24 protein-coding genes are annotated in these 21,845 nt (G+C 71.2%); 13 read left to right on the plus strand and 11 right to left on the minus strand.

Going from position 1 to position 21,845, the window contains the following annotated elements; all coding sequences use genetic code 11:
• The first annotated feature begins 46 nt into the window (after nucleotides 1-46).
• The gene (locus tag J2S44_RS26615) at nucleotides 47-346 is read left to right on the plus strand and encodes a hypothetical protein (RefSeq protein WP_310419439.1); all 300 of its coding nucleotides are present in this window, start codon (nucleotides 47-49) and stop codon (nucleotides 344-346) included.
• A gap of 605 nt (nucleotides 347-951) precedes the next feature.
• On the opposite strand, the gene sigB is transcribed toward J2S44_RS26615, so the two are convergent.
• The gene (gene sigB, locus J2S44_RS26620; RefSeq protein ID WP_310419441.1) at nucleotides 952-1,980 is read right to left on the minus strand and encodes an RNA polymerase sigma factor SigB; all 1,029 of its coding nucleotides are present in this window, start codon (nucleotides 1,978-1,980) and stop codon (nucleotides 952-954) included.
• A 187-nt stretch (nucleotides 1,981-2,167) separates the two neighbouring features.
• Here sigB and dtd point away from each other — a divergent pair, with 187 nt between their 5' ends.
• Nucleotides 2,168-2,590, plus strand: coding sequence for a D-aminoacyl-tRNA deacylase (gene dtd, locus J2S44_RS26625; protein ID WP_310419443.1), 423 nt, complete (start codon nucleotides 2,168-2,170; stop codon nucleotides 2,588-2,590).
• Nucleotides 2,591-2,594: 4 nt separating this feature from the next.
• Here dtd and J2S44_RS26630 read toward each other — a convergent pair whose 3' ends face one another.
• From J2S44_RS26630 to J2S44_RS26640, 3 genes are all read right to left on the minus strand, one after another.
• Nucleotides 2,595-3,383 carry a sporulation protein gene (locus J2S44_RS26630; RefSeq protein ID WP_310419446.1) on the minus strand — a complete coding sequence of 263 codons (789 nt, stop codon included), beginning with the start codon at nucleotides 3,381-3,383 and terminating at the stop codon, nucleotides 2,595-2,597.
• A 68-nt stretch (nucleotides 3,384-3,451) separates the two neighbouring features.
• Nucleotides 3,452-4,903, minus strand: coding sequence for a DUF7782 domain-containing protein (locus J2S44_RS26635; RefSeq protein ID WP_310429940.1), 1,452 nt, complete (start codon nucleotides 4,901-4,903; stop codon nucleotides 3,452-3,454).
• A 40-nt stretch (nucleotides 4,904-4,943) separates the two neighbouring features.
• Nucleotides 4,944-5,384, minus strand: coding sequence for a cupin domain-containing protein (locus tag J2S44_RS26640; RefSeq protein WP_310419449.1), 441 nt, complete (start codon nucleotides 5,382-5,384; stop codon nucleotides 4,944-4,946).
• A 111-nt stretch (nucleotides 5,385-5,495) separates the two neighbouring features.
• On the opposite strand from J2S44_RS26640, the gene J2S44_RS26645 reads away from it, so the two are divergent.
• Nucleotides 5,496-6,071, plus strand: coding sequence for an HhH-GPD-type base excision DNA repair protein (locus J2S44_RS26645; RefSeq protein WP_310419452.1), 576 nt, complete (start codon nucleotides 5,496-5,498; stop codon nucleotides 6,069-6,071).
• A 116-nt stretch (nucleotides 6,072-6,187) separates the two neighbouring features.
• Here the strand turns inward: J2S44_RS26645 and J2S44_RS26650 are convergent, their stop codons facing one another.
• Complete coding sequence (locus J2S44_RS26650; RefSeq protein WP_310419454.1) at nucleotides 6,188-6,514, minus strand: hypothetical protein; 327 nt, start codon at nucleotides 6,512-6,514, stop codon at nucleotides 6,188-6,190.
• A gap of 311 nt (nucleotides 6,515-6,825) precedes the next feature.
• Here J2S44_RS26650 and J2S44_RS26655 point away from each other — a divergent pair, with 311 nt between their 5' ends.
• Entirely contained in the window at nucleotides 6,826-7,170 is a 345-nt protein-coding gene (locus J2S44_RS26655; protein ID WP_310419457.1) for a DUF3099 domain-containing protein, read from the plus strand.
• Nucleotides 7,171-7,558: 388 nt separating this feature from the next.
• On the opposite strand, the gene J2S44_RS26660 is transcribed toward J2S44_RS26655, so the two are convergent.
• Entirely contained in the window at nucleotides 7,559-8,452 is an 894-nt protein-coding gene (locus tag J2S44_RS26660; protein ID WP_310429941.1) for a carbohydrate kinase family protein, read from the minus strand.
• Entirely contained in the window at nucleotides 8,449-9,369 is a 921-nt protein-coding gene (locus J2S44_RS26665; RefSeq protein WP_310419460.1) for a pseudouridine-5'-phosphate glycosidase, read from the minus strand. Before J2S44_RS26665 ends, J2S44_RS26660 begins: the two co-directional genes overlap by 4 nt.
• A 91-nt stretch (nucleotides 9,370-9,460) precedes the next feature.
• On the opposite strand from J2S44_RS26665, the gene J2S44_RS26670 reads away from it, so the two are divergent.
• The 3 genes from J2S44_RS26670 (at nucleotide 9,461) to J2S44_RS26680 (ending at nucleotide 12,267) form a co-directional block, all read left to right on the plus strand.
• Nucleotides 9,461-9,679, plus strand: a complete 219-nt coding sequence (locus J2S44_RS26670; protein WP_310419464.1) for a DUF3039 domain-containing protein — start codon at nucleotides 9,461-9,463, stop codon at nucleotides 9,677-9,679.
• Nucleotides 9,680-9,780: 101 nt separating this feature from the next.
• Nucleotides 9,781-10,401 carry a trimeric intracellular cation channel family protein gene (locus J2S44_RS26675; RefSeq protein WP_310419467.1) on the plus strand — a complete coding sequence of 207 codons (621 nt, stop codon included), beginning with the start codon at nucleotides 9,781-9,783 and terminating at the stop codon, nucleotides 10,399-10,401.
• Nucleotides 10,402-10,539: 138 nt separating this feature from the next.
• The gene (locus J2S44_RS26680; protein ID WP_310419470.1) at nucleotides 10,540-12,267 is read left to right on the plus strand and encodes a DEAD/DEAH box helicase; all 1,728 of its coding nucleotides are present in this window, start codon (nucleotides 10,540-10,542) and stop codon (nucleotides 12,265-12,267) included.
• 192 nt (nucleotides 12,268-12,459) lie between these two features.
• Here J2S44_RS26680 and J2S44_RS26685 read toward each other — a convergent pair whose 3' ends face one another.
• Nucleotides 12,460-12,648 carry a tautomerase family protein gene (locus tag J2S44_RS26685; RefSeq protein ID WP_306833955.1) on the minus strand — a complete coding sequence of 63 codons (189 nt, stop codon included), beginning with the start codon at nucleotides 12,646-12,648 and terminating at the stop codon, nucleotides 12,460-12,462.
• Between the two features lie 182 nt (nucleotides 12,649-12,830).
• On the opposite strand from J2S44_RS26685, the gene J2S44_RS26690 reads away from it, so the two are divergent.
• From J2S44_RS26690 to J2S44_RS26705, 4 genes are read left to right on the plus strand one after another with little or no spacing between them, the layout of a single operon-like run.
• A complete protein-coding gene (locus J2S44_RS26690) occupies nucleotides 12,831-14,333 on the plus strand; it encodes a sodium:solute symporter family protein (protein ID WP_310419474.1) in 1,503 nt (500 codons plus the stop codon).
• A gap of 60 nt (nucleotides 14,334-14,393) precedes the next feature.
• Nucleotides 14,394-15,194, plus strand: a complete 801-nt coding sequence (gene kduI / locus J2S44_RS26695; RefSeq protein ID WP_310419477.1) for a 5-dehydro-4-deoxy-D-glucuronate isomerase — start codon at nucleotides 14,394-14,396, stop codon at nucleotides 15,192-15,194.
• Nucleotides 15,191-15,937 carry a 2-dehydro-3-deoxy-D-gluconate 5-dehydrogenase KduD gene (gene kduD / locus J2S44_RS26700; RefSeq protein ID WP_310419480.1) on the plus strand — a complete coding sequence of 249 codons (747 nt, stop codon included), beginning with the start codon at nucleotides 15,191-15,193 and terminating at the stop codon, nucleotides 15,935-15,937. Before kduI ends, kduD begins: the two co-directional genes overlap by 4 nt.
• 24 nt (nucleotides 15,938-15,961) lie before the next feature.
• The gene (locus J2S44_RS26705; protein WP_310419483.1) at nucleotides 15,962-16,720 is read left to right on the plus strand and encodes an IclR family transcriptional regulator; all 759 of its coding nucleotides are present in this window, start codon (nucleotides 15,962-15,964) and stop codon (nucleotides 16,718-16,720) included.
• A 314-nt stretch (nucleotides 16,721-17,034) separates the two neighbouring features.
• Here the strand turns inward: J2S44_RS26705 and J2S44_RS26710 are convergent, their stop codons facing one another.
• Both J2S44_RS26710 and J2S44_RS26715 read right to left on the minus strand, forming a co-directional pair.
• Nucleotides 17,035-17,265 (minus strand): DUF7455 domain-containing protein, encoded by a 231-nt coding sequence (locus tag J2S44_RS26710; RefSeq protein WP_310419486.1) that lies wholly within the window; start codon nucleotides 17,263-17,265, stop codon nucleotides 17,035-17,037.
• 462 nt (nucleotides 17,266-17,727) lie between these two features.
• The gene (locus J2S44_RS26715; RefSeq protein ID WP_310419488.1) at nucleotides 17,728-19,308 is read right to left on the minus strand and encodes an RNA polymerase sigma factor; all 1,581 of its coding nucleotides are present in this window, start codon (nucleotides 19,306-19,308) and stop codon (nucleotides 17,728-17,730) included.
• A gap of 288 nt (nucleotides 19,309-19,596) precedes the next feature.
• Between J2S44_RS26715 and J2S44_RS26720 the strand changes: the two genes are divergently transcribed.
• Nucleotides 19,597-20,430 (plus strand): inositol monophosphatase family protein, encoded by an 834-nt coding sequence (locus tag J2S44_RS26720; RefSeq protein ID WP_310419491.1) that lies wholly within the window; start codon nucleotides 19,597-19,599, stop codon nucleotides 20,428-20,430.
• 134 nt (nucleotides 20,431-20,564) lie between these two features.
• Here J2S44_RS26720 and J2S44_RS26725 read toward each other — a convergent pair whose 3' ends face one another.
• Complete coding sequence (locus J2S44_RS26725; protein WP_310429943.1) at nucleotides 20,565-21,068, minus strand: LytR C-terminal domain-containing protein; 504 nt, start codon at nucleotides 21,066-21,068, stop codon at nucleotides 20,565-20,567.
• A gap of 402 nt (nucleotides 21,069-21,470) precedes the next feature.
• Between J2S44_RS26725 and J2S44_RS26730 the strand changes: the two genes are divergently transcribed.
• Nucleotides 21,471-21,767 (plus strand): DUF4193 domain-containing protein, encoded by a 297-nt coding sequence (locus J2S44_RS26730; RefSeq protein WP_033344790.1) that lies wholly within the window; start codon nucleotides 21,471-21,473, stop codon nucleotides 21,765-21,767.
• The last annotated feature ends 78 nt before the right edge of the window (nucleotides 21,768-21,845 follow it).

Consider the following 21,845-nt stretch of genomic DNA (forward strand, 5'->3'; position numbering starts at 1 on the left):
TCACGGACGACATCGTTAGGCATCGGCCTGCCCGAAGGACGACGCGATGATCGACCATGATGTCCGGATCGAGTTCGACCTGCGCCTCCCGGTCCCCGACCACCCACTCGGCACGGGCGACGTTCTCCGGATCAAGCCGACGGACTACTGCTACGGCAACGGCCCACTCACGCTGCGCATCACCCGGCTGGGCGCCGACCCCGCGGATTACCCGGCGCTCGAGTGGCTCGGCCTCACCGGCGTCGAGGTCGACCCGGACGGCACCGAGGGCGAGCTGCGCCACGTCCTGGTCCGCGCCGAACTGGTCCGCGGCGTCCGCGTCCCCGGCCCGGCACCCACCCGCTGATCCACCGGCCGGCCCCCGGCGGCCGCCCCGACCCGCCCCACCACCGCGAAGCCCGCCGACCACCGAACCCGCCCGACCACCGAACCCGCCGACCACCGAACCCGCCGACCACCACGAAGCCCGTCGACCACGACGTAACGATCCACCGGCCCGGCTCACGATCCGGCCGGATCGGGCTCATAACCGGCCGATCCGCGCGTTCGGCCCGCAGACCCGCCGTCCCGCATCCGCGGCCCCGGGCGTTCGCCTCCCCCCGCGAACCGCCCGGAACGCCGCATCCGGTGCCGGCCGCCGGTCCGATCACTCCCCCCGATCGGTCCGGCGGCCGGCGCGTTCCCCCCGGCCTTGCCGTGCCCCCGTGCGGTCCGGCACCCCCCGTGCCGGACCCGCATGTACAGAACGTCTGGATCATGCGGTGTGGTTCGCATGGTTTTCGGTGACCGTCCGCGGAACCGGCAGGAAGGCCGGCCAACGGCCGACCGGTGCCCGCGGGAGCATGCCCGGCGTCACCCCGCCGGAAGCGGGAAGACGATCCGGCTCCTGATCTTGATCTCGCCGGCCTCGGCCGCCCCACCGCTCCGGAACGTGGAGCGGTGGGCCGGGAGTCAGCGGGACAGCGCGTACGCCTCGAGGCGGGTGGCGCGGCTGGGGTCGCGGAGCTTGAGGAGCGTGACCTTCTCGATCTGGCGGATGCGCTCGCGGGAGAGGCCGAACTCGCGGCCGACCTCGTCGAGCGTGCGCTGCCGGCCGTCGTCGAGGCCGAAGCGGAGGCGGATCACGGCCTGCTCGCGCTGGGAGAGCGAGGAGAGCACGATCTCGACCTCGTTGCGCAGCTCGCCGGGCGTCGTGCCCTCGCCGGGCTGGACGCTGTCCGCGGCCACGAAGTCGCCGAGCGCGCTCTCGCCGTCCTCGCCGACCGCCTGGTCCAGGCTGACCGGCTCGCGATCGTACGAGATCAGCTCGATGACCTGGAACTCCTGCACGCCCATCGCGGTGGCGATCTCCGCGACGGAGGGCTCGCGGCCCAGCGACACGGACAGCTCACGGCGGGCCCGGACCATGCGGTTGACCTGCTCGACCATGTGCACCGGGATGCGGATGGTGCGGGCCTGGTCGGCCATGGCGCGGGTGATGGCCTGGCGGATCCACCAGGTGGCGTACGTGGAGAACTTGTAGCCCTTGGTGTAGTCGAACTTCTCGACGGCGCGGATGAGGCCGAGGTTGCCCTCCTGGATCAGGTCCAGGAACGCCATGCCGCGACCGGTGTAGCGCTTCGCGATGCTGACGACCAGGCGAAGATTCGCCTCCAGCAGGTGGTCCTTGGCCTTGCGGCCCTCTGCCACGATGACGGTCAGATCCGCGGTCGCCGCCCCCCGGTCCGCGGTGCCGAGCAGCTCCTCCGCGTACAGGCCGGCCTCGATCCGCTTGGCGAGCTCGACCTCCTGCACGGCGGTGAGCAGCTTCGTGCGGCCGATCCCGTTCAGGTATGCCCGCACCAGGTCGGCCGAGACACCTCGCTCGTCCGTGGCGTCCAGGTCGACAACCGTCTCCAGGGCGTCGTCCGCCACCGGAGTGTTCTCACCGGCCGCGACGGCCGGGCTGATCGCGTTCTCCATCACCATCTGCAGGACCACCTTGAGTCCCCTCCCCGCTTCCAACAAGTGGCGCGTTACCAACACGTCGTGCCGGTGAGAGACAGCTTTCTCCAAACCCCGTTAAGCGGAGGTAAGGCGAACCCCTTGTGGCACTAATCCGGGAGATGTTCTCTGCGTTCGCCGTAGATGAGGAGTCCTCAGTCGGCTTTATGGCAGGGTGGCGGCCATGCGAGCGGTGATTCAAACGGTGAGTAGGGCAAGTGTGACCGTGGGTGGAGAGGTGGTCGGGTCCATCGGTGAGGGCCTGCTGGTGCTGCTGGGAGTGACGCACACGGATACGCCGGCCGTCGCGGAGACGATGGCCCGGAAGATCCATGAGCTGCGGCTGCTGCCGGGGGAGAAGTCGGCGGCCGACCTCGGCGCGGGGATTCTCGTGGTCAGCCAGTTCACGCTCTACGGCGACGCGCGCAAGGGCCGGCGGCCGACCTGGTCGGCGGCGGCGCCGGCCGAGGCCGCGGAGCCGCTCGTCACGGCCGTGGTCGAGGCGCTGCGGGAGCGAGGCGCCAAGGTGGAGACCGGACGCTTCCGCACCCACATGCTGGTGGAGAGCGTCAACGCCGGTCCCAACACCCTGATCCTGGATCTTTAGCCGCTCAGAAGAACAGGCCGCGGCGCTGGGCGGACTGACGCAGCCAGTTGTCCAGCTGCGCGACCCAGTTCGTGGAGTCCGCGGTGGCCCAGTCGACCGTGAACCGGCCGAACGCGTCGTGACCCTCGGTGAAGAGCCCGCCCCGCTTGTCGATCTCCAGGACGACCTGCAGGTGGCGGGCGGTCGCCACGAACGTCAGCTCCAGCTGGTTGATGCCGGACGCGTACTGCGGCGGCGGGTAGAACTCGATCTCCTGGTAGAACGGCAGCGTCTGCTCCACGCCGTAGATCCGGCCGCGCTCCACGTCCGCCCGGGTGAACCGGAAGCCGAGCTGCTGCAGCGCGTCCAGGATGCGCTCCTGGGCCGGCAGCGGGAAGATCGCCACCTGGTCCAGGTCGCCCTTGTCGACCGCGCGCGCCACCTCCAGCTCGGTGCGCAAGCCCATGGTCATGCCGTGCAGGTACTGGTTGTAGACGTGGGTGATCGGCGTCTCCCACGGCACGTCGAAGCGGAACGGGATGTCGTGGCGCTGCCCCGGCTCCAGGCGGAACGCGCCGGTCAGCCGCGACCGGTGGAACTCCTGCGTGGTGTCGTACTCACTGTCGCCGCTCTCCACCTCCACGCGGGTGACCAGGCCGAGGGAGACGTACTCGATGTCGGTGGCGTGATCGCCGCCGGTGACGTGGACCTGGCCCTCCAGGTAACCACCGGGACGGGCGTTGGGGTTGGCGAGCACCGTCTCCACCGACGGGCCGCCCACACCGAGGGCCTGCATGAACCGCTTGAAGACCACGACGTCCTCCGTAGGATCTCTGTCTGGTTCTCAGCGACAGTATCCGCCGGTCGCAAGGCTTTCGCTCGTCACATCTCCGGAGTCACGAGCCCGCGCTCGACCAGGTGACCGACCAGCGGCAGCGCGGCATCGACGAGATCCTCTTCCGGGGTGTCGTGCGCCATCGCCAGCACGGACAGCTGCTCGCGCAGCGGCACCCGGCCGTCGGCGCCGCTGACCAGCGCCAGCACCAGCGGGTCGACCTCCTCGGACCAGCGCAGCCCGTGCGTCATCCGGAGCACCTGGCGATCCACCAGCCAGCCCTCGTCGCCCATGGTGGCCTCCTGCAGCAGCTGGACGCCGTCGGCCAGCCGGTAGCGGGTGGCGAGCAGCCCGGCGCGGTCCTGCGCGCGCAGCCAGTCCTGCCGGCCGAACCAGTCCCGGACCCGCTCGCCGAGCGTGCCCTCGACCTGCTGGCGGAGATCTTCGACGCGGACCACCGGGTCGGCCGCGCCGGTGTGCCGCAGGCTGATCAGCCCGAAGCCGACCGCCTCGATCCGGTGCGCGTCGAACCAGTCCAGCCAGGCGGCCTTCCGGTGCGGGTCGCCACCGTCGGACGCGTCCGCCAGCCACAGGTCGACGTAGGACATCGGGTCCGCGACCTCGCGCTGGATCACCCACGCGTCCAGCCCGGTCCCGGCCACCCAGCCGGCGACCCGGTCCGCCCACTCCTCGCCCTCCACGTGCACCCAGTTCGCCAGGAACTGCATGGTGCCGCCCTCGTTCAGCAGGCGCGGCGCCGCGGCCGCGAGCTCGGCGCAGACCGCGTCGCCCGGCCGGCCGGAGTCGCGGTAGGTGTGCGTCGCCACGCCCGGCCCGACCACGAACGGCGGGTTGCTGACCACGAGGTCGAACGTCCGGTCGCGGACCGGCTCGACCAGGTCGCCGCGGAGCAGCTCCCAGCTCTGGCCGTTGAGCGCGGCCGTGGTCGCGGCGAAGCGCAGCGCCCGCTCGCTCAGGTCGGTCGCGGTGACGTGCCGCGCGTGCTCGTGCAGGTGCAGCGCCTGCACGCCGCAACCGGTGCCGAGGTCCAGCGCGGTGCCGACCCGGCGGCGCACGGTCGCGCCGGCCAGCGTGGTCGACGCGCCACCGACGCCGAGCACGTGATCGGCCGGCAGCGGACGGCCCGGGCGCGCGGGGACGTCCGAGACGACCCAGTAGTCGTCGCCGTACGGTTCGAGGTCCACGCCCTGGCGGATTCCGTCCCCGTGCCGCTCGACGATGCCGGCCGCCAGCACCTCGGTCAGCGGCAGCGCCTCGGCGACGTGCTTCTCCGGCTCGGTCTGCCCGCAGACGAACAGCCGGATCAGCGTGGCGAGCGGGTCGCGCTCCTCGGTCACCCGCAACGCGGCCCGGAAGTCGTTGCGCCCGACCGCCGCGGTCGCGTCCGGCCCGAGCCGGTCCGCGATGCCCTTGGCCGTGTAGCCGGTGCGCGTGAGCGCCTCGCGGAGCCGCTGGACGCCGTCGTCGGAAAGGAGCATGTCGGTCACGGCGCCCATTGTTCCCTACCGGCGTCCCGCGCTACGCGAGGCGCCAGTCCTCGTACTCGAAGCCGGGCGCCACGATGCACGTCACCAGCGCCGGCTCGTGTCCCGCCGGGGCCGCCGCCTGCCATGTCCCGGCCGGCACCAGTCCCTGCGGTCGCTGCCCGGCCGCCAGGTCCGTGCCCAGCACCAGCGACCGGACGAACTCGCTCGGTCGCTCGCCGTCGCCGCCCATCCGCAGCGTCATCGGCCCGCCCGAGTGCCACAGCCACAGCTCGTCCGACCGCACCCGGTGCCAGCGCGCCTCCTCGCCCGGATGCAGCAGGAAATAGATCGCGGTCGCGGCCGCTCGCACCCCCGGATATCCCTCCGGCGTGAACTCGTGCCCGCTCCGCCACGTCTGCCGGAACCAGCCACCCTCCGGATGCGGTGACAGATCCAGCTCCGCGACGATCGACGACCTGCTCATGCGGAACATTCTCCACCGCCGCATGCCGGCCGGACGGGGGAATTCGCCCGCCGGCGTGACGCACATGATCAGCAACGCCCCTGGCGTACGGGAGCCGCCGGCGGGTAGCAAGATGACGGCATGACGTTCTCGCTGCCCATCGACGCCGAGGCCAACGCGCTGCTGGACCGTGACCCGCTGGCGGTGGTGATCGGTCTCACGCTCGACCAGCAGATCACCGTGGAGAAGGCGTTCACGTCGCCGTGGGTGCTGGTGCAGCGGCTCGGGCACGAGCCGACCGCGGCGGAGCTGGCCGAGTTCGACCCGGACGCGCTGATCGCGATCTTCGCGGAGCCGCCGGCGCTGCACCGGTTCCCGAAGGCGATGGCCGCGCGGGTGCAGGAGGTGTGCCGGGCGCTGGTCGACCACTACGACGGGGTGGCGGCGAACCTGTGGACGGATGCGGCGACCGGCGCGGAGCTGTTCCGGCGGATCGTGGCGTTGCCCGGCTTCGGCACGCAGAAGGCGCAGATCCTGGTCGCCCTGCTCGGCAAGCAGCTCGGCGTGCGGCCGCCCGGCTGGCGCGAGGCGGCCGGCGGCTACGGCGAGGAGAACTCGTTCCGGTCCGTCGCGGACATCGTCGACGACGAGTCACTGGTCAAGGTGCGCGAGTACAAGAAGCAGGCGAAGGCCGCGGCCAAGGCCGCCAAGGCCTGATCGCCGGCCGGTCCGGCGCGGCGGGACCGGACGCCACCCACGTGGGCCGACGGCCCGGCACTGGTAGTGCCGGGCCGTCGGTGGGAAACGCATTGATCACTCGGGGGATTGAGTGGTCAGTGCTTCTGGATCTTGAAGTTCTTGAACAGCAGCTTGTTGAGGATGGTGCTGCTGGACGACGGCGAGCACTCCGAGATCTGGTTGTTCTCGATGAGCTGCGACAGCACGTTGACGTCGATCCCGCACAGGCCGGCCGCGACCGGGATCTGCACGTTCTGCAGCAGCGTGACCTCGTTGCCGTTCAGGATGTTGACGCCGGTGATGTCGACCAGCGCGGTGCTGGTCGAGCCGCCGCCGGCCATGGCGGGGGAGGCCATGGAGAAGCCGCCGAACGTGGCGACACCCGCCAGAGCGACGCCGGCGACAATCTTCTTGATCTGCATTAAATGCTCCCTATATGTGTTTTGCGACCCTATTTGCGGCCGCGACCAATTTGTACCCACGGACCGGCAAGATCAGAACCACAAAACACGTATGAATCGGATAAGTCAGTTTTTATACAGATAAGCGGAGATTCACTCGCGAAAATGTCATCAATGCACCGCTGACTGAAGAAAAGTTTCAGTCGACCCGGTCCGGCGCCCGCCTCGGCCACGGTGTAGCGCGGATCGCTCCCCGCCCGACCGGTGCCGCGGTGCGGAAAGTGCGAGGATGGACCATCGGGAGCACGAACGCCCCGGGAATGAGGATTTCGGTGAGACGCCACGAGCGCGGGCCCAGCCTGATCACCGACGCGCCGCGCAGCCCGCAGGACGAGTTCCGCAGCCGCCAGATTCGCTATGTCGTGATGATGCTGATCCGCACCCTCTGCCTGATCGCCGGCGCGATCCTGATCAGCTTCGACGTGCCGCTGCTCTGGCTCTGGCTCTCGCTGTGCGCGGCCGGCATGGTCATCCTGCCCTGGCTCGCCGTGATCCTCGCGAACGACGGCCCGCCCAAGGACCGGCACCGCATGCGCCGGCCGACGCACCGCATCGACCCGGGCCCGGCCGCGCTCCCCGCCCAGCAGGCCGCGCCCACCATCGACCACGAGCCCTGACCGCGATCAGAGCCACAACGGCCGATCTTCCCGCTTCCGGCGCGGTGCGGCCCGCATGCTCCCGCGGGCCAACCGCGCGGTGTCCTCCGGCTCCGCCGGCGCTCCGCTCCGGACGCCGCGGCGGAGCCGGTCCCGCCGCCGGTCACCGAGACCACGCGGCGCCCGACACCATCACCTCCCGGCCGCGCCGCCCGAAACACGGCCGCCGTCCGCCACCGTCACCTCCCGGCCGCGCCGCCCGGAACACGGCCGCCCGTGCCCGGCACCCGGTTCTCGCTACCCCCGGCGCCGCTTCACTCCGGACGATGCCGGAACGCCGCCGGGTCTTCGCTACCCCGGCGCCGGTTTCTCGCCGGCCGATGCCGGGACACCGGGTGGCGCCCGGACGTCAGGAGGCCGGGGGGCGGGCGCCGATCGTGGTGACGGCGCGGGCGCCGAGAGCGTGGGCGGCGGTGAGCGCGTCCAGCGGGGTGGCGCCGCGGAGCAGCGCCGCGAGCAGGCCCGCCGCGAACGCGTCACCGGCGCCGGTCGCGTCGACCGGCGTGACGGCGGCGGCCAGCGACGGCGGCAGTTCGGTCAGCCGGCCGTCCGCGGACGCCCAGACCGCGCCGGCCGCGCCACGCTTCACCACGGCGGCGCCCCCGGTCGCGGCCGCGAGCGTGCGCGCCTGCTCGTCCGGGCGGCCCGGGCCGGCCAGCACCGAGGCCTCGTCCGCGTTGGCGAGCAGCAGGTCGCATCCGCGTACCCAGGACAGGAAGGTCTCCGCGCCCACCTGCCGCAGCGGCTCCGCGGAGGCCGCGTCGACGCTGGTCGCGACGTCCTGCCGGAGCGCGTGCCGGGCGGCTGGGCGGGTGGCCTCGTCCAGCAGCGCGTAACCGGACAGGTGCAGGTGCGTCACGTCGGGCGTGCGGGCCGCGTCCACGTCCGCCGGCCGCAGCAGCAGGTTCGCGCCCCGGTCGGTGACCATCGAGCGTTCAGCGCCCGCGCTGAGCACGATGATCGTGCCGGTGACCGCGCCGGCCGCCCGGCGGACCGCGCCGGTCACGCCCGCGGCGGTCAGCTCGGTCAGCCGCGCGTCGCCGGCCGGGTCGTCGCCGACCACGCCGGCCAGCGTGACCGGCACTCCGGCCGCGGCGAGCCAGGCGGCGGTGTTCGCGGCCTGGCCGCCCCCGGCGACGCGGATCGCCGCCGGGGTGTCCGAGCCGGGCGCGAACGCGCCGCCGAGCACGGCCACGACGTCGGTGATCACGTCGCCGACGACCAGGACGCGGGCCACGGTCAGGCCCGGGCGGCGGACGCGACCGCGATCTGGCCGGCCAGCGTGGCGTTGCGCAGGATGATCCGGACGTTGGTGGCCAGGCTCGCGCCCTCGGTCGCGGAGTGGAAGTAGGAGAGCAGGAACGGCGTCACGGCCTTGCCGGTGACCTTGTTCTGCTCCAGCAGTGCGAGCCCGTCCGCCAGCGTCCTGTCGTGCAGCGCGGTGTCCAGCTGCTCGTCGACCGGCAGCGGGTTCGCGACCACGGTCGCACCGGCGGTCGCGCCGAGTGCGGCCTGCGCGGCGATCATCTCGGCGATCTGCTCCGGCGAGTCGACGGCCCAGTCCAGCTCGTAGCCGCTGTCGGTGATGAAGAAGCCGGGGAACCGGCGGGTGCGGTAGCCGACGACGGTGACGCCGAGCGTCTCCATCCGTTCCAGCGTGGCCGGGACGTCGAGGATCGACTTCACCCCGGCGCAGACCACCACGATCGGCGTACGGGCGAGCGTGGTCAGGTCCGCGGACTCGTCGAACGTGACGTTCGCCTCGCGGTGCACGCCGCCGAGCCCGCCGGTGGCGAACACGCCGATGCCGGCCGCGGCCGCGACCGCGCTGGTGGCCGCGACCGTGGTGGCGCCGTCCGCGCGCCGGGCGGCCGCGACCGCGAGGTCGCGCACCGAGAGCTTGGCCACACCCTCGGCGCTCGCCAGGTGGCTGACCTGAGCGTCGTCCAGGCCGACGATCAGCTCGCCGCCGATCATGCCGATCGTGGCGGGCACCGCGCCGGTGGCCCGGACCGCGTCCTCGATCTCGCGGGCCACCCGAATGTTGTCCGGATGCGGCAGCCCGTGCGAGATGATCGTGCTCTCCAGGGCCACCACCGGGCGGCCGGCGCGGAGCGCGTCCGCCACCTCGGCGCCGTAGCGGAGTGATGAGTTCTTCACGATCACCACGGTACGGACCTGCGGTTGCGTGGAGTCCGGTGGACCGGCACCGAGTGAGCTGTCAAACTGGGACCTTTGGAGGTGTGAGGTTATGACGACCCAGATCCTTGAGCGGCCAGAGGTCAAGGAGTCCGATACCGGACCGGAGATGTTCCACTACGTCCGGAAAGAGAAGATCGCGGAGAGTGCCGTGATGGGCACCTTCGTGATCGCGCTGTGCGGAGAGAAGTTCCCGGTGACCAAGACGCCCAAGCCCGGCTCGCCGGTGTGCCCCGCGTGCAAAGAGATCTACGACTCGCTGCAGGACTGATCGATGCCCACCTGACCGCGCCGGCTCGTCGGGGGACGGGACGTGTCTGTGACCGGCGCGGTTATTCGGTGCGCCCCGCGAAGTTGATCTAACCTGCGGCGGTGAGCACCCCCAGCGCCCTTCTGATCGCCGACCTGGCCGGCGTGGCCGTGTTCGCCGCGTCCGGCGCATCGGCGGCGATCGTCAAGCGCCTCGACCTCTTCGGCGTCATCTTCGTCGGCTTCGTGGCCGCGCTCGGCGGCGGCATCGTGCGGGACGTGGTCATCGGCGCCGTCCCGCCGCTCGCGTTCGCGGACTGGCGGTACGCGATCACCGCGGCCGTCGCCTCCGGTGCGACGTTCTGGCTGCACCCGCAGTTCTCCCGGCTGCGCTGGACCGTGTTGCTGCTGGACGCGGCCGGCCTCGCGCTGATCACGGTCACCGGCACGCTCAAGGCGCTGAACGCCGGGCTTCCCCCGGTCGGCGCCTGCCTGGCCGGCATGATCACCGGCATCGGCGGTGGCGTCGGGCGCGACCTGCTGCTCGGCGAGATCCCGGTGGTGCTGCGCCGGGAGATCTACGCCGTGGCGTCGCTGGCCGGCGCCGTGCTGGTCGCCGTGCTCGTCCGGTTCGGCATCCACGACGGCCTCGCGCTGGTCGCGCCCGCGGTGCTGATTTTCGGCATCCGCATCATCGCGCTGCTGCGCTCCTGGTCGGCTCCGGTGCCGCCGGAGCCCGCGTGACGGCATGCGGTGATGTGTCTCCTTCCGGCCATCCCGGCCGTCGGGGCGCCGCTATGCTGGATCGGGCCTCCGCGCCGGGACGTATTGACGCGGGGGACTTTTTGTGTAGTCACATCGTCACGGAGGGGGAGCGAGCGGTTGAGTCCGACTGCGCCGGTGCTGGAGACGTTCCCCCCGCTGCGAGCCTGGCAGCGCAAGGCGCTCGTCAAGTACCTCAGGCAGGGCTCGGAGGACTTCCTCGCGGTCGCGACGCCGGGCGCCGGCAAGACCACGTTCGCGCTGCGCATCGCGGCTGAGCTGCTGGTCGACGGCACGGTGGACGCGGTGACCGTGGTCGCCCCGACCGAGCACCTGAAGACGCAGTGGGCGCAGGCCGCGGGCCGGGTCGGCATCCACCTGGACGCCGCGTTCCGCAACGCCGACCTGCACTCCGCCGCCGACTTCCACGGCGCCGTCGTGACGTACGCGCAGGTCGGCATGGCTCCGCACGTGCACCGCCGGCGCACCATGACGCGGCGCACGCTGGTCATCCTGGACGAGATCCACCACGCCGGCGACTCGCGCACCTGGGGCGACGGCGTGAAGGCCGCGTTCGAGCCCGCGGTGCGCCGCCTGGCGCTCACCGGCACGCCGTTCCGCTCGGACGAGAACCCGATCCCGTTCGTGGTCTACGAGCGCAACGACGCCGGGCTGCAGCAGTCCCGCTCCGACGCCGCGTACGGCTACGCCGACGCGCTGCGCGACGGCGTGGTCCGGCCGGTCATCTTCCTCGCCTACTCCGGCGAGACGCGGTGGCGGACGAACGCGGGCGACGAGCTGGCCGCGCGCCTCGGCGAGCCGATGACGCAGGACCTGGTCGCGCAGGCCTGGCGCACCGCGCTGGACCCGGCCGGCGACTGGATGCCGGCCGTGCTGCGCGCCGCGGACAACCGGCTCTCGGTGATCCGCAAGCACGGCATCACGGACGCGGGCGGCCTGGTCATCGCGAGCGACCAGCAGACCGCCCGGTCGTACGCGAAGGTGCTGGAGAAGATCACCGGGGAGCGTGCCGTGGTGGTCCTCTCCGACGACCCGGACTCCTCGAAGCGGATCGCCACGTTCTCCGCCGGCGACCAGCGCTGGATGGTCGCGGTCCGGATGGTGTCCGAGGGCGTCGACATCCCGCGTCTGTCCGTCGGCGTCTACGCGACCAGCGCGTCCACCCCGCTGTACTTCGCGCAGGCGATCGGCCGTTTCGTGCGCGCCCGGAAAGCGGGCGAGACCGCGAGTGTGTTCCTGCCGAGCGTGCCGCACCTGCTCGGGCTGGCCAGCGAGATGGAGGTCCAGCGCGACCACGTCCTCGGCGCGCCCAAGGAGAAGGACGGGCTCGACGACGAGCTGCTGGAGCGGGCGAACAAGAAGGAGGACGCGTCCGGCGAGCTGGAGAAGCGGTTCCAGGCGCTGTCCGCCTCGGCCGAACTGGACCAGGTCATCTACGACGGCGCCTCGTTCGGCACCGGTGCCCAGGCGGGCACGCCGGAGGAGGAGGAGTACCTCGGCCTGCCCGGTCTGCTCAGCCCGGAGCAGGTCACCACGCTGCTGAACAAGCGACAGGCCGAGCAGCTCGCCGCCCAGAAGCGCCGCAAGGCCGCGCAGAAGGACGACGAGCCGACGGTGCCGGTCCAGACCGCGCCGCTGACCGCCGGCGAGCGCCGGGTGACGCTGCGCCGGAAGCTCAACACGCTGGTCGCCGCGCACCACCACCGCACCGGCCTGCCGCACGGCAAGATTCACGCGGAGCTGCGCCGGCTGTGCGGCGGCCCGCCCAGCGCCCAGGCGACGATCGAGCAGCTCGAAGAGCGCATCGCCACCATCCAGTCGTTCTAGCCGGTCCGTCCGGCGGCGCGACCGTCCGCCCGGGCGCGGGGCCTGCCGCTGTCCGCGGCCGGCAACCCGCGGCCGTCCGCGGCCTACGACCCGCGGCCTTTCGCGGCCCACGACCCGCCGCCGTCCGCGGCCGGCGGCCAATGGCTCCTCGTGCCCGGCGGCAGGCTGCCGCGTGCGGTCGGCGACCCGCCGCTATTCGCGGTCGGACTCCAGCGTCCCGCCGTTCGCCACGTCCTCCCGCTCGATCTCGTCGAAGCGGATGCGGACCGAGGCCCGCTTCGCCTTGAGGATGTCCACCGCGGCCGCGGTGACGGCCTCGGCGAACTCCCGCCGCTGATCCAGCGTGCGCCCGGACAACAGCTCCACGGTGATGTTCGGCATGAGCCCTCCTTGTTTCGTCACCGAGAACTCTGTCCCGTGACATGGAACGCCGTCAAGCCCCGTCCCGCACGATGATCGATATCTGCGATCGACGAGAATCGCTGCGTTTCATGTATTGACAGCCCCGTTCCGTGTAGCAGAACATCTGTAACGCCCGCGTTACAGCGACGGAGGGAGGGCACGTGACCACGCTCGATTGGGTGGTTATCGGTGGGTACTTCGTGGTGATGGTCGGCATCGGCCTGTGGGCCAAGCAACGCATCCACAGCGTCGCCGACTTCTTCACCGCGCGCGGCATGATCCCCTGGTGGCTATCAGGGATTTCTCACCATATGTCGGGCTATAGCGCGATCATGTTCGTCGCGTTCGCGGCGGTCGCGTACAACTACGGCCTCGCCATGTACGTCTGGTGGGCGCTCACGATCGGTCTCGGCGTCGGCATCGGCGCGTTCGTCTTCGCGGCCCGGTGGAACCGGCTGCGATCCAAGCACGGCGTGGCCTCTCCGCTGGAGTACCTGGCCCGTCGCTACAACGTCCCCACCCAGCAGGCGCTCGCGTACAGTGGCGCGCTCCTGAAGGTCGTCGACATCGCGGCCAAGTGGGTGGCCATCGCGGTGCTGCTGCGCGGCTTCGCGGGCGTGCCGATCGTCTGGGGCATCCTGATCACGGGCGCGGTCACGCTCGTCTACATCACGGCGGGCGGGCTCTGGGCGGACGTGCTCACCGACTTCGGCCAGTTCATCATCCAGGGCATCGCCGGGATCGCCATGTTCTTCGCGTTCCTCGCGCACCTCGGTGGCGTCTCCGCGCTGTGGACCATGTGGGGTGACCTGCCGGAGGGGCACGGCGACCCGTTCAACGGGCCGTACACGCTGACGTTCTTCCTCGCGCTGCTGTTCATCAAGACGTTCGAGTACAACGGCGGCATGTGGAACCTGGCCCAGCGCTACATGGCCGCGCCGTCCGGTTCCGCCGCCAAGCGGTCCGCGCTGCTGTCCAGCGGCCTGTGGCTGGTCTGGCCGCTGATCCTGTTCATGCCGATGTTCGCGGCACCGCTGATCGTCCCCGGGATCGCCAACCCCGAGCAGGCGTACGTGGAGCTGGCCAAGACGCTGCTGCCGCCCGGCATCATCGGGCTGGTGCTGGCCGGATTCTTCTCGCACACCATGGCGATGGTCTCGTCGGACGCCAACGTGATCTCCTCCGTGGTGACCCGCGACATCGCGCCGGTGCTGGTGCGCGCGGTCCGCAACCTGAGCGAGCGCGCCGAGCTGACCTTCGCCCGGATCACCACGTTCACGTTCGTGCTGATCAGCATGGTGATTGCGATGACCACCCAGGGGCAGGGCGTGGTGCTCAAGATTGTGGTGGACGTGGTCGCCGCGACCATGGGCCCGATCTCGATCCCGCTGATGCTCGGCCTGCTGCCCTGGTTCCGGCGCAGCGGCCCGCTCGCCGCGATCGTGTCGTGGGCGGCCGGGCTCGGCGTCTGGGTCGTGATCCGGTGGGTGCTGGAGGAGACCAGCCAGACCATGGTGGTCGGCGTCCCGCTGGTCACCTCGCTGGTGCTCTACGTGGCGATCGGGCTGCTCCGCCCGGAGCGGACACCGGAGCGCGACGACCTGATCGACTCGCTCGACAACGACCCGGCCGGCGAGCCGAAACACCCGGTCGCGGCGGCCTGATCCGTCTCATGTGTCGATAAACTGTCCTATGTAGCGGAACGAAACGGTAGGGGAGGGCTCATGGAGTCACGGCACGCCACAGCCCCGGACCAGCTGGCGGGCATGGACACCGACCAACTGCGCCGGCGGTTCCTGGTGGAGGACCTGTTCGCACCCGGCGAGGTGCGGCTGACGTACTCGCACGAGGACCGCATCGTGGTCGGCGGGTCGGACGGCACCACCGCACTGCCCTGCCCCGACGAACTGCGGTCCGAGTTCTTCCTGGAGCGCCGCGAGCTCGGCGTGGTCAACATCGGTGACGCCGGCACGGTCACCGTCGACGGCGACCGCTACGAGCTCGCGGCGAAGGAGGTGCTCTACGTCGGCCGGGGCGCCCGCGACGTGCGCTTCGACGGCCGGTTCTACCTCGTCTCCACGCCCGCGCACGCGGCCCACCCGACGGTGAAGGCCACGCTCGACGACGCGGAGCCGGTGCGTCTCGGCTCCCAGGACGGGTCCAACGACCGCACGATCTACAAGTACATCCACGTCAAGGGCATCCAGAGCTGCCAGCTCGTGCTCGGCGTGACCGTGCTCGCGCCCGGCAGCATGTGGAACACCATGCCGTGCCACACCCACGAGCGCCGCACCGAGGTCTACTTCTACTTCGACCTGCCGGAGACCGACCGGGTGGTGCACCTGATGGGCCGGCCGGACGCGACCCGCAACCTGATCGTGGCACCGGAGCAGGCCGTCATCTCGCCGTCCTGGTCGGTGCACTGCGGCTTCGGCACCCGCAGCTACGCGTTCGTGTGGGCGATGGGCGGCGAGAACCAGGCGTACGAGGACGTCGAGCCGGTCGCGATCGGCGACCTGCGGTGACCTCACCGTTCTCGCTGCACGGCCGGACCGCGCTGGTCACCGGCGCCCGCACCGGCATGGGCCGGGCCATCGCGGTCGGCCTCGCCCAGGCCGGTGCGGACCTGGTGCTGCACGGCCGCACCGACGACCTCGACGAGACCGAGGCCGAGGTGCGCAAGGCCGGCCGCCAGGTCTCCCGGTGGGTCCTCGACCTGTCCGACACCGCCGCCATCCCGGATGCGGCCGCCGTGCTGCCCGAGGTGGACATCCTGGTCAACAACGCCGGCATCATCCGGCGGGCGCCCGCGGCCGAGCACTCGTTCGCCGACTGGCGGGCCGTGCTCGACATCGACCTGGACGCGATCTTCCTGCTCAGTCGCGCGGTGGGCGCGCGCATGCTGGCCCGGCGCAGCGGAAAGATCATCTCAGTCGCGTCGATGCTGTCCTTCCAGGGCGGCGTGCACGTGCCCGGCTACGCCGCCGCCAAGCACGGCGTGGCCGGCCTGACCAAGGCGCTGGCCTGTGAATGGGCCGCCCGGGGGGTGCAGGTCAACGCGGTCGCGCCGGGATACATGGAGACCGACAACACGGCGGCGCTGCGGGCCGACCCGGTGCGCGAGGCCGAGATCAGGTCGCGCATCCCGGCCGGGCGCTGGGGCCGCGCGGAGGACGTGGCGGGTGCGGTCGTCTTCCTGGCCTCGTCCGCGGCCGACTACGTCAACGGGCACGTCCTCGCGGTGGACGGAGGCTGGCTCGCCCGCTGAGTACCACCGAATAGGCTGGATCTCATGGCCAGGGAAGGCAGTTCCATCGACAAGACGCTGGCGGTGCTGGAGGCGCTCGCCGAGCACCACCGCGTCACCGACATCGCCGTGGCGACCGGCGTCTCCAAGTCGACCGTGCACCGCATCCTCCAGGCGCTGGTGCTGTGGGGCTTCGCCCGGCCGGACGGGCTCGGCAGCTACGAGCCCGGCCCGCGCATCCTGACGCTGGCGGGCCGGGTGATGAACCGGTTCGACCCGGCCCGCCAGGCGTCCGGCGCGCTGCGGGCGCTCCGCGAGTCCACCGGGTACACCACACACTTCGCGATCCGCAGCGCGGACGAGGTGGTGTATGTAGACAAGCAGGAGGGCCGCCGTCCCTACCAGATGCCGTCCCGGATCGGCATGGGCGTCGCGCTGCACACCACCGCGATCGGCAAGGCGATCCTGGCCCAGCTCAGCGACGAGGAGGTGCTGGCGATCTGCCGCCGCACCGGTCTGCCGCAGCGCACCAGGGCCACCCTGACCAGCGAGGAGGACCTGCTGACCCATCTGGCCCGGGTCCGGGTGCTCGGCTACGCCGTCGACGACGAGGAGAACGAGCCCGGCATCCGCTGCGTCGGCGCCGCGGTCTTCGACCACACCGGCCAGGTCCTCGGCGGCATCTCCATCTCCACGCTCGCCATGGACAGCACGATGACCGACCTGGAGGCGCACGCTCCCGACGTCATCGCCTCCGCCCGGGACGTCTCCACCGCGCTCGGCGCCGCGATCCCCGCGCTCTGAGGCCCACCCCTCGGCCCAGGCCACCCACGAACGCGCGAGGTGCGCGGTGGACACGGTGGTGCCGTGTCCACCGCGCACCTCGCGCGGTGAGTCCTGCCGGGCTCCGGCCGTCGTCGCGGCGTCCCGTGGGAGCGCTCGGCGACGGCCACCGGGTCGGAGACGGGAGACCTGGGTCTCCCATCCCCGGAGCCGGGCGGTCCCGAGGATGTGGAAACGGGGACGCCCCACACCTGGGCGTCCCCGTCATCGGGTCGACTCGTTCGGTTGTGCCGGGTTCCGCCGGGCTCGGCGGGACCAGTGTGACTTCGGCAGGATCAGCGGCGCATCATGTCCGCGCCTCGCCAGGTGAACTCCGGCTCGGTCACGTACTGCACTGCGATCTTGACGAGATCGTCGGCGTACTTGTTCGCGTGGTGTCCGCAGAACACCAGCTCACTGCCGCCGGCAATGGTCACCCGCAACTTGCCCGCCGCGCTGCAACGATCGCAGCGTTCATCGGCGGCTGGGGGCGCCGCCGTTTCTGGCGGCGTGAGGGTCGGGGTCATCGCCTTCCTCCTCGGGTCGTCACCGATGAACAGGTTCTTCGGTAGTGCTTCACCCATTGTCCAACACCCGTGACGGGTGCGGCCTTCCCATGGTGCCCTCGGGGGACCGAGGTCACACCTGGTATGGACAGTGTGCCGTGCTCCAAGGGTGCCACGTCAACGATCACATCCCCACAACTCTTTGATCACCACCGAAGGATGTACGGGTGGTGATCAATCAGGCACGGAAAGTTGACTCCGAAGTCAGCATCCGGATAATTGATCGTTGGGTGACCAGCCGGGCCGGGTGATTTTCATGGCTTTCCGGCCTCCTCTGTGCCCGATCGCGCGCTTCGTCCCATTCGCGGGCTTCGCCTTTTCGGTCATCGGGAATCGCCCGTTCGGGTGTCCCCCACAAACAGGTCTTAACGGACATCGGCCGCACCCCTCGAGGGGTGCGGCCGATGTCTGCGTTCGGTGCGATCAGTCCAGGTAGTCGCGGAGCACCTGGGAGCGCGACGGGTGCCGCAGCTTCGACATCGTCTTCGACTCGATCTGACGGATCCGCTCGCGGGTCACGCCGTAGACCTGACCGATCTCGTCCAGCGTGCGCGGCTGGCCGTCGGTCAGGCCGAACCGCAGCCGGACCACGCCCGCCTCGCGCTCGGAGAGCGTCTGGAGGACCTGCTGGAGCTGGTCCTGGAGGAGCGAGAACGAGACCGCGTCGACCGCCACGACGGCCTCGGAGTCCTCGATGAAGTCACCGAGCTGGCTGTCGCCCTCGTCGCCGATCGTCTGGTCCAGCGAGATGGGCTCCCGGGCGTACTGCTGGATCTCCAGCACCTTCTCCGGGGTGATGTCCATCTCCTTGGCCAGCTCCTCCGGCGTGGGCTCGCGGCCCAGGTCCTGGAGCAGCTCGCGCTGGATGCGGCCGAGCTTGTTGATGACCTCGACCATGTGCACCGGGATGCGGATGGTGCGGGCCTGGTCGGCCATGGCGCGGGTGATGGCCTGGCGGATCCACCAGGTGGCGTACGTGGAGAACTTGTAGCCCTTGGTGTAGTCGAACTTCTCGACCGCGCGGATGAGGCCGAGGTTGCCCTCCTGGATCAGGTCCAGGAACGCCATGCCGCGACCGGTGTAGCGCTTGGCCAGCGAGACCACGAGACGGAGGTTCGCCTCCAGCAGGTGGTTCTTCGCCCGCTCACCGTCCCGCGAGATCCACTTCAGGTCGCGGGTGAGCTGGAACGCCAGCTTCTCCTCGCCCTCGTCGGCGGCCCGCAGGCGCTCGGCCGCGTACAGGCCGGCCTCGATCCGCTTGGCGAGCTCGACCTCCTGCTCCGCGTTCAGCAGCGGGACCTTGCCGATCTGCTTCAGGTAGGCGCGGACCGAGTCGGCGGACGCGGTCAGCTCCGCGTCGCGGCGCGCCTGCTTGAGCGCCTCCGACTCCTCGTCGTCCCACTCGAAGTCGTTGCTGTCCGCCTGCGCGTCGGCCGTGGCGGCCGCGACGGCCTCCACCGGCTCGTCGACGACGACGTCCTCGATCTCGGCCGCGAGCTCCTCGGGATCGATGTCGTCCTCGAGCGGCTCGCCGTCCGGACCCTTGGCGCCGGCCTTGGCGGCCTTGGCGGGCGCGGCCTTCGCGGCGGGACCGGTCTTGGGCGCGGCCTTGGTGGCGGCCTTCGCGGCGCGCTTGGCCGGTGCCGCACCGTTCGCGTCGGCCGGGGCCGCCGGGGCGGCCTGCTTCGGCGTGGCGGCGGGCGCGGCCTTCTTGGCGACGGCCTTGGTCGCCTTGGCGGTGGTGGCCTTCGAGGCGGGGGTGGCCGAGCGGGCGGCGGCGACCCGCGGGCGGCGGGTGCTGGCCGAACCGTCCACCACGACCGTGACGCCGGCGTCCGCCAGCGCCCGCAAGATCTTCTTAGCTTGGGCCGGGGTCACCTCGGCAGCCTCGACGCTGCGCGCGAGCTCGGCCGACGTCAACTGTCCACCCGCGCGCTCGGCACTGGCGATCAGGATGTCGGTGAGCGAGCGTACGTCGGCGCCGGTGTGGCGGGCTTCTGACACGAATGACCTTCCGGAGGCGAAGAACGAGCACGGCCGATCCGGCGGGCAGCGCGAGCAGACGTTGCGGGCCGGTGATGTAGTGGCCCCCGAGCCGCGGACCGATCGGCGTGGCGACCGTCCGTGTCACGTGGGCAGCGTGAATTGTAACGCTGTCTGAGGCAAACAGCTTGCGCCCCGCGCCGCGGAGCGCGGTGCGAGAGGCGCGAAGTAGGTGATGACGGGGGTTTGCCAGCGATCGTACCCCGCCGGACGGGCGCCCGGTGCGTGCGGGACGGCAGTATGGATCGCGTGCAACACACCTCTTCAGAGCCCCTGGACCTGCTCAAGACGGCCGTCGAGATCGCCCGCCGGGCCGCGGACACCGCCGCCCGGATGCGGGCCGAGGCGGTCAGCTCGGCCATCGAGACCAAGAGCACCGACACCGACGTGGTGACCGCGGCGGACCGCGCCGTGGAGCGCCAGATCTCCGAGGAACTGCGCACGCTGCGGCCCGGCGACGCGCTGCTCGGCGAGGAGTACGGCGAGAGCGCCGACCGGGCCACCGGTGCCGCCGCCGGCGGGCGCGTGCGGTGGATCGTCGACCCGATCGACGGCACCGTGAACTACCTGTACGGCCTGCCGCAGTACGCCGTGTCGATCGCCGTCGAGGTGGACGGCACGGTGGTGGCCGGGGTGGTGCGCAACGCGGCCACCGGCGACGAATGGACGGCCACCCGCGGCGGCGGTGCGTTCCACGACGGCCGGCCGATCCGCGGCTCCCGGCAGACCGTGCTCGCGCAGGCGCTGGTCGGCACCGGGTTCGGCTACGACGCGGCGCGGCGCACGCACCAGGCCGGCGTGCTGTCCGGCCTGCTGCCGCACGTGCGGGACATCCGGCGGTTCGGTGCGGCGTCGCTGGACCTCTGCTTCGCGGCGGAGGGCCTGATCGACGCGTACTACGAGAAGGGCCTGAACCCGTGGGACCACGCGGCCGGCGGCCTGGTGGCCCGGGAGGCGGGCCTGACCGTGGCCGGCCTGGACGGCGCGGAGCCGGGCCTGCCGATGGTGATCGCGGCCCCGCCCGCGCTCTTCGCGCCGCTGCACGACCGCCTGGTCGCCCTGGACGCCGCCGGCGGGGCCTGAACCCGCGGCAACGCCCGACCGGACCGGCCGGGCCGTTCGGCGCCGCCCCGCCCGGGGTGGCGCCGGGCCGCGGGGTGTCGAGCCTGGGGTGTCGAGACGAGGGAGTGCCGAGCCAGGGAGCGGGTGACGGCCGGCTACGCCGCGCAGGCGCCCGGCGGGACCTCGGCCTGGCCGAGCTCGACCAGGGACTGGTTGACCTCGGTGGTGGTGGCGAGCTGCTCGAAGCCGGTGCCGATCACCACGTCGACGACGTCGCTGTCGCGGCCCTCGTCGTACTCGGTCAGCGCGTTGTCCAGGAAGTAGGCGCGGAGCAGGTGGGCCGCGCCGACCGCCTTCGGTCCGTACCGCAGGATCGCCACGTCGTCGCTGGTGCGGTCGCTGTTCTCCGGCTTCTCCACCTGGAACTTGCGGTTGCTGAAGTCGGTCGACACGCGGGCGCCGAGACCGTTCTGCCCGGCCGCGTTGAACACCTTCAGCTTCACGTCCTTCGGCTCGGGCAGCGCGACGTTGGCGAGCACGTAGCCCGGGGGGCACTCCTCGGTCACGGTGGCCTCGGTCTGCGTGTCCTGCACGAGCGCCACCGCGACGAACACGATGGCGGCGACGGTCAGCACGCTCAGGACGATGAGCGCCCGCATGCGCGCATAGCTCATGTTGGTGACGGCTCCCCGCGGAATGGGTGGGTTTGGCGGTGTCCCGCTGAGGTTAACGCGTGGGGGCCTGCCCGGGGAAAGTGATGAGGGTTCCCGGCGTGCCGACGATGATCGGCGCAACGGACCCCCTACCTTGGTGTCGCCTGAATCACATTGGGAACATCTGGGCGGGCCGGGGCGTACAAGCAACGCACGAGAGCGGTAAGGTACCGCGCTCGCTGGGGGGAGTTTCTTGGTGAGCTGCCGTCGTGGTGTCACCATCAGCATCGTCGCTGAGGGTGACGTCACAGGTGCAAAGTGTGCCAACGTTGGCCGCCAGGGAACCGAACATCGCCGTCCGGCGTTACAGACGCCGGACGACACATCGATACGGGAGAGTGACAACCGATGGCCACCGACTACGACGCCCCGCGTCGCGACGAGGTCGACCTCGGCGAGGACAGCCTTGAGGAACTCAAGGCACGTCGCGTCGACTCGCAGTCCGGCGCCGTCGACGTGGATGAGGCCGAGGTAGCCGAGAACTTCGAGCTGCCCGGTGCTGACCTGGCCGACGAGGAACTGACTGTCAAGGTGCTGCCGATGCAGCAGGACGAGTTCCGCTGCTCGCGGTGCTTCCTGGTGCACCACCGCAGCCAGCTTGCCCACGAGCGCAACGGCGAGCTGATCTGCCACGAGTGCGCCTGATCCCCGCTGACGGGTGCACGGGAACAACCGAATAGGGCACACAACCACCGCGTTGCGGGCCGAGGGTGGGCGGTCCGC

The sequence above is a fragment of the Catenuloplanes niger genome, assembly GCF_031458255.1.
In the GTDB taxonomy this organism is placed as follows: Bacteria; Actinomycetota; Actinomycetes; order Mycobacteriales; family Micromonosporaceae; genus Catenuloplanes; species Catenuloplanes niger.

What these genes read in the sequence shown, in the direction of transcription:
- J2S44_RS26685 (WP_306833955.1), bottom strand. Translation starts at nt 12,648, where the DNA reads ATGCCGAACATCACCGTGGAGCTGTTGTCCGGGCGCACGCTGGATCAG.
- J2S44_RS26615 (WP_310419439.1), top strand. Translation starts at nt 47, where the DNA reads ATGATCGACCATGATGTCCGGATCGAGTTCGACCTGCGCCTCCCGGTC.
- J2S44_RS26705 (WP_310419483.1), top strand. Translation starts at nt 15,962, where the DNA reads ATGGCCAGGGAAGGCAGTTCCATCGACAAGACGCTGGCGGTGCTGGAG.
- dtd (WP_310419443.1), top strand. Translation starts at nt 2,168, where the DNA reads ATGCGAGCGGTGATTCAAACGGTGAGTAGGGCAAGTGTGACCGTGGGT.
- J2S44_RS26640 (WP_310419449.1), bottom strand. Translation starts at nt 5,384, where the DNA reads ATGTTCCGCATGAGCAGGTCGTCGATCGTCGCGGAGCTGGATCTGTCA.
- J2S44_RS26725 (WP_310429943.1), bottom strand. Translation starts at nt 21,068, where the DNA reads ATGCGGGCGCTCATCGTCCTGAGCGTGCTGACCGTCGCCGCCATCGTG.
- kduI (WP_310419477.1), top strand. Translation starts at nt 14,394, where the DNA reads ATGGAGTCACGGCACGCCACAGCCCCGGACCAGCTGGCGGGCATGGAC.
- J2S44_RS26635 (WP_310429940.1), bottom strand. Translation starts at nt 4,903, where the DNA reads ATGCTCCTTTCCGACGACGGCGTCCAGCGGCTCCGCGAGGCGCTCACG.
- J2S44_RS26730 (WP_033344790.1), top strand. Translation starts at nt 21,471, where the DNA reads ATGGCCACCGACTACGACGCCCCGCGTCGCGACGAGGTCGACCTCGGC.
- J2S44_RS26645 (WP_310419452.1), top strand. Translation starts at nt 5,496, where the DNA reads ATGACGTTCTCGCTGCCCATCGACGCCGAGGCCAACGCGCTGCTGGAC.
- J2S44_RS26670 (WP_310419464.1), top strand. Translation starts at nt 9,461, where the DNA reads ATGACGACCCAGATCCTTGAGCGGCCAGAGGTCAAGGAGTCCGATACC.
- J2S44_RS26710 (WP_310419486.1), bottom strand. Translation starts at nt 17,265, where the DNA reads ATGACCCCGACCCTCACGCCGCCAGAAACGGCGGCGCCCCCAGCCGCC.
- J2S44_RS26650 (WP_310419454.1), bottom strand. Translation starts at nt 6,514, where the DNA reads ATGCAGATCAAGAAGATTGTCGCCGGCGTCGCTCTGGCGGGTGTCGCC.